The sequence below is a fragment of the Prevotella rectalis genome, assembly GCF_900607215.1.
Classification (GTDB): Bacteria; Bacteroidota; Bacteroidia; order Bacteroidales; family Bacteroidaceae; genus Prevotella; species Prevotella brunnea.
Genome location: NZ_LR027820.1, coordinates 1,390,684 through 1,396,841, shown reverse-complemented (window position 1 = coordinate 1,396,841; position 6,158 = coordinate 1,390,684). Strand labels below are relative to the sequence as shown.

Genomic DNA, 6,158 nt, shown 5'->3' with positions numbered 1-6,158 from the left:
AACTTTGATAGGTTCTCCATAGGTTATTTTCTTTTCGTCTGTGCATATTTGCGGACGATAGTACACAGAACCTCCATCCTGATATATCTTGTCGGGTAATCCATCTCCGTTAAGGTCTGCAAAAGTCAATAATCCCTTAGAATTATCATGAGAGTAATTAAAAGAACCACCAATAGTGCCACTTGTTGAAGAACTTTGATCATCAACTCCTGCTCCAGCATAGAAAGAGCCACCATAAGAAAGGCTTGTTGTTCCTCCTAAGGCAGTAGGTTTGTCGCTGAATATGCCACCAACTTCTTTGAGAGGACTTATAAATCCTGCGTCAAGTCCGTCATTGTGCGTATTCCATGTTTCCTGTTTTTCCTTAAAAGGCACATACCCCTTAACAGCCTGTACATCATCATAATAGTCAAATTTTTGATAAGACACTTCTGTGCCTTTATCATCGAGTTGCTTAACACCCGTAAGCACATCTTTGTTGAACGCACCCTCGCTATAGGTAAAGGCATAACTGCGGAGCGTACTTCCTTGGAAGTGCACCGTTAGCTTCTCTAACAAACGATTCGATGAGGTTAGGAAGCCATATCTTGCATTGTTGTTTTTGAGTCGTTTCTGTTTACTGCCTTCTAAGACAACCACTGTGTGGGGTGCTTGTCCGCTATTACCGGCACGTACTTCCTTAAGATAAATGGCTTTTGCCACAAGTCCACCACGAACAGGTTCGTCGGCTGTCTCATAGACGTATTCGATATAATCACCGTGTGTTTCTTCCACACGTTTGAGCTTCCATTCGGTAATCACCTCACGGCTTTGACCGCTTGCATCGGTGATGGTACCTTTGAGAACGGCACCTTCTCCACCATAAATATATTTGATTCCTTGTTTGTCGGTTACTTCCCAAGTATAGTCGGCAGGAGAATTACCCTTTCGGATAATACGGCTGAAGTCTCCTCCCTGACGAGTGTAGAACTGCCTGTCCGCTTTTCGGTTCATCTTCTCACCACGGTGAGCCACACCCATCTTGCCGTCGTCACCCATCGTAGAAAGCATAGAGCCCGACATCAAATAAGTCTCGGTTTCTTTACTTGTATCGTATCTTGGGACACCCCAGCGAGTATCCAACGTAATAGAAGGAACAGAGAGATTCCAACCCTCTCCAAGCCATCCACTACCTCCTTCACTACTGTACTGTATGCCCAAAGAAGGAGCCATACCATTGCGGGCAGGGGGCATCTCGAAGCCATACTGTAGATTAGCTGAGCCGCGGTTGTTAGCCGTAGGAGGAGTAATAAGATTGATTTTTGCCGTTGGGTCTGCCGCCTTGATGTCATTCATCATCGTCGGCGTAAATCCGTCGGTCTGTGGAGATTCCGGTGCCTTGATTACACCATTGATCATATCGGTGAAGTGCGTCGTTTTCGATACCACGCAGGCTGTAGCCTTATCCACCTTCACACGTTCCAAAGCCACCCAGTGCCTGGTGTCTTGGTCGAAGTAATAGGTATTGATGTCGTCTTCTGTAAAACCGCTCGGGATTCGCGTGCGGTCGTATTTTATCTTCACCGTCGCACCCTTGCCCTCGAAGTGGTTGCCGTGGGGCAGAAAGCGGTAGCCGTCTCCCTTGGCGGTGACGTTGGTCATGCCGTAGTCAAGGGCTGGAATGTCCGTCTCGCGGAGTGCCGTGACGGAGTATCTGCCGTTCCTTGCGATGTCCGCAGCCTTCACGGAAAGGACGTTGCCGCCGATGGCGATGCTGTCCGCCCTGTGCGCGAGGAACCGCTTCTCTGCCTTTCCACCGACGGACACGAAGGCACGGGCGTAGTCCGCCCTACCTCCCTGTATGGGTGTTATTGTCCTGCTGATGTTCCTGCCCGCAATGGTTGCCGTGAGCTTGAGGTGTCTGCCTGTCGATGGCACGATGCCCTCGAATTCTCCGTCATGGACGGTGAGGGTTGTGCCGTTCACTGAGATACGGTTTGCCTTCCCCCGCACGAAGCCGTGGAGGTAGGTCTGACCGTCATAGGCTATGGGGGCGGAGGAAAGGATTATTTCTTCCTGCTTATTGGTATTAGTCTTTGTCTTAGCATTCGCTACGGTCTCGATATGTACGTTCCTGACCGAATAGGCGTAGGAAGCATCCGTCGGAATGGTGAAGAGGACGGTGTTCCTGCCGTCCTTCAGCCACTCGGGACTTATTTCCTCCCTGACGGTCTTCCATTCCTTGGAAAGTGCCGTGAGGTAGCCGCCGACAGCCGTGCGGTCGTTGATGCTCCTGCTGATGCCCTGACCAGAGCTTACGCCCTTGAGGTCATAGACAAGCCATGCGCGCATATTTGGAGAGACTTTCTCGACTGTTATCTCGAAGATGTTGTCCTCGGGGTTGTCCGAAACCCGTCCGTCGGGCTGTCCTATGATGCCCGAGGCATGATCTGCCGTGTAGATGGTCTCCATAACGGAAGAAGTTGCTGCTGCTGTCGTCTTTGACTTATCCTCCTTCCTTGCCGTCCGTGATATTCCCTGCGTAGCTTTTTCTGCATTATGGACGTTCTTCGTGGACGTCTCGGTCTGTGCTGTCTCCTGTGATATACTCGTGCCGTTGTTTTCACGTGCACTGTCCTGTCCCTTGTATATATGCGTCGCAGCGATGGCTGCGGTGATGGCTGTCAGTAATGCCGCCGATATGAGGTAATGCTTTGTCTTCATAGCCGTTGGGGTTTAGTAGTTTGCCATTATCTTCCTTGTAAATTCCTCTTCTAAGGTGAGTGCTTTGACGACGTACACGCCCGTCTGCGGTACGGTGAAGTCGGCACGCTTTATGGTGCCTCCCGCCATGTCCGTCCGGCTCAGCAGCCTTCCTGATGTGTCATAGACGAGCAGTTCGGCATCGGTCTCCTTGGCGAGTTTCAGCTCGGCACTGAACGCCATACCGGTCACGTCCTTCCTTGTCACAGTGAGGGCAGAATGGGCTTGCCTCTCGATGAAGGAGGTGTTTTCTGCCGACCTTGTCTGTGCCTTGGGCACGCTCGGGCTGCACTCGCTGCCGATCATTACCGCCATGCTGTCCTCGACCGCCTTCTTCGTCTCGTAGGCCACGCCCCTCGAAACGCTCGTCAGGGCGAAGTCTCCGCCGTCGATGCTCAGCCCGTCGATGGTCGAGAGTCCCTTGTTGAAGCCCATGCCGAAGAGCCAGCCGAGACCAGCTTTCTTGGCCGCACGGTGGACGACCTTGCCGTTTATGGAGTAATTGACCGTGTTCTCATCGAAGGAAATGCCCAGCGCGTCCCCCTTTTTCAGCATGATGGCTTCACCCACGGGCTTGCCCTCGACCACGACTTGTGCCGTGGCATTCTTCACGTCGAAGCCGTGGAGGATGTTCTTTCCCAGTCCGAGCGTGGTGCAGAGTCCCGCCCTGTAGTCGGAGGTGAGCGAGGGAACAGTCCAGGTGACCTCTCCCTGCTTTCGGCGACCGACCGCATGGGCATACTCGACACCTCCCATGCTCTCCACCGTGATGTCGATGCCTGCGTTCTGCCTGATGAAGAGGTTGTAGCTTCCCGGGAGCAGGTTCTTCACGGTGTATGTCTTCGTGGTGAAGTTTCCCCGTGAAGCTACGGCACCTTTCTCCATATTCTCCACGGAGTCCGCCAGCAGGCTGTATGAAAAACTCGGCAGGCCGACCACCATGCTGATGTCAAGACTGCCGTCCTTTCGCGGCTTTCCGCCCGTGCAGCTCGCATCGTGCGGTGTCAGCCGTGCCAGTATTCCGTCGAAGCTGGCGAAGGTGAACGTGTCGAATCCGCTGCCGTCGGTGTCCATGAAGATGTTGTCGAAGATGAGTTTTTCACGGCTCGCGTCCTTGCGCGAGCATCTGATGATGGTGTTTTCCTGTATATCGGTCTTGTCGCCTGCGTTTCTGTCTATGAGCATGAAGACGTTGCGGTAGTCCGCACCTGCGAACTTGTTGCCTTTGGCGAGGACTCCGTATCCGAGTTCAACCATGTTGCCACTGTCTCCAAAGCCGTTCCTGCGCAGCTTGGAGATATTTAATGCTGTCTCGTTGCTTGCGATCTCGAAAATCATGCAGGCTGCCTTTGCCGTGCTTTCAACGGGTATAGTTATCTGCAGGTCCTTGCTGCCCCTGCCGTCGATGAGTAAGGTTACGCTGTTTCCTTTCCTGCGTACGATGAAACTCTTTCCGCCCGTATTGCCTGTTAAGACACGATTCCGTATTGTTCCGTCCTCTACGATTCGGATCTCACCCCGTGCGCTGACGTTGAAGCCGTATGCGCACTTCGTGCCCGATGCCTCGGTGAAGCCTACATTGTAGGCGGGATGGAGCCTCGGGTTGGTGTATTCCATCGTGCCGTTTCCCGTGTCGAGCGGGGAGCTGACGATGTATGCGCCCTCCTTGGGCTCATTCTGCGACACTGCATCCATAAAACCGTCGGAGGTGACGGTGATGCCGTTCCGTGTCCAGACGTCCCTCCTGTATTCGGTGGAGTCGATGTTCGTCCTGACGAGCCACCTGCGACTCATGACGTGCCACGGCGTCTTGCCTTCTGTCTCTTCGGTGGTCGTGGAGCCGTTGTCATCGCCCCATAGCATGTAGCCGCCGTCGGGCATGGGCGAGCCATCCTCGCGTCCCATGACGAGAAGGCGTTGGCTCGTCGGCAGGCCGTATGGGTCTGCGTCTCTGAAGCTGTCGTATGTCTTTTCAGTAGAGTATCTTGGTGCTTCCTCGTAGCTCGTCGTGGAGAGAGGCTGGAAGAGGTCGCCCGCGTCGTCACGCCCGATGCCCGTCACCCTGTGGTGGTAGACGGAGCTTTCGTCCCTGTCCCATGAAAGGTTGCCAGTCCCCGTATAGTATGAGCCGTTGAGCGTGATGCCGTATCTGATGGCGAGATAGGTCTCCACCTGCCTACGCTCCAGCGGCGTGAGCGTCCTGCCGTATGCGATGAGCTCGGGCGTGTAGCCATTGAGCGCACCGCCCCCGAACAGGGACTTGTCAAAGGCTGTCGTGAAATTGACGTCTCCGTCCCTGTATGTTCCCGTGGTGATGGTCGCACGTCTGCCTTCTCCCCACACGGAATGCACGGGGGCGTATGCCCTGATGTATGAGACGATGCGGGGACTCGTGGACTTGAATTCCTCTGCGGTCTGCCTCTCGCTCCCCGAATAAAGAAGGTCCTCGCCGGCCGTGCTTCCGTAGTCGAGCGGTTCTATGCCCTGCTGCCCGACCGCCTTGTCCCTGCTCACGAGGCTTCCCGCACCCTTGCGTCCGCTGACGGCATATAGCACCTCGTCCTTGTTATAGGCGGTAGTCGTCGGGGCAAACACCCCGATGACGGTCATCTGCGCGAGGTTGGAGTATTTCAGCAGACTCTCCTTCGGCTGATTCCCCTCGGAGAAGTTCAGGGCGGGGTTGAAGTTGAAAGTCCGTATCCATGTGTGCCGCTGCGTGAACTCACCACCGTAGGCTGCGCCCTTGGCATCGTAGAGGTTGGTTCTAACGGAGTCGCCCGAGAAGTCGCGCCAATGATAGTACCCCTGCAGATCCGTCGTCAGGGGGACGGTCTTCAGCCATGCCTCCGCACCGCTGATCTGACCGGGTGACTGCGCACGGGACTGCACGGGACTGAATAAGGCTGTAACTATTAGAAATGCTGTTTCGTGTAAATGTCGTCCCATAAGTTAATACTGTCTATGTTCTTTTTCAGTCTGATAAGATACCCGCAATAAAAACGGTAAAGAGAGAAAATCCGTAAAATAAAAGTGGGATGGATTGTATCGTGTGTGCGAAAATTGATTAATGCAAAGCCTTTTCGTAGAGTCCTGCATATCTCCCTTGACTGCCGAAAGTGGCGTTCTTTATGTCAAGGGGGCTGAAATTGGTAAAATCAACGTTGTCTTCATAAGCATGAACGTTTAAGTTGTTTTTTCCTAAGCGCAAATATAGGTTATTCTTCTTTAATTTGCAAGGAATTGCACAGAAAAATTTTATTTTTAACACGCAAAAGGATGATGAAGACAATAAAAAGGAAGTTTTTAACAGCAAATTCACGATGAGATGGGCTTTGGGCATAAAACGGCAATTCAAGTGCGGAAAAATGAAACGGACTGATAAAAAAGTGTGGCTTTCTCTTGTTTTCATCGAAAAT

General features: G+C 53.0%; 2 protein-coding genes. Both read right to left on the bottom strand.

All coding sequences use genetic code 11. The features are described 5' to 3' along the window. A partial coding sequence (locus E0E16_RS07075) for a SpvB/TcaC N-terminal domain-containing protein (protein ID WP_305000468.1) occupies window positions 1-2,703 on the bottom strand: 2,703 nt, incomplete at its 3' end. Between the two features lie 12 nt (window positions 2,704-2,715). Then, window positions 2,716-5,688: a DUF8202 domain-containing protein gene (locus E0E16_RS07070; protein ID WP_130829693.1), complete on the bottom strand. Its 2,973-nt coding sequence runs from the start codon at window positions 5,686-5,688 to the stop codon at window positions 2,716-2,718. Between the last annotated feature and the right edge of the window lie 470 nt (window positions 5,689-6,158).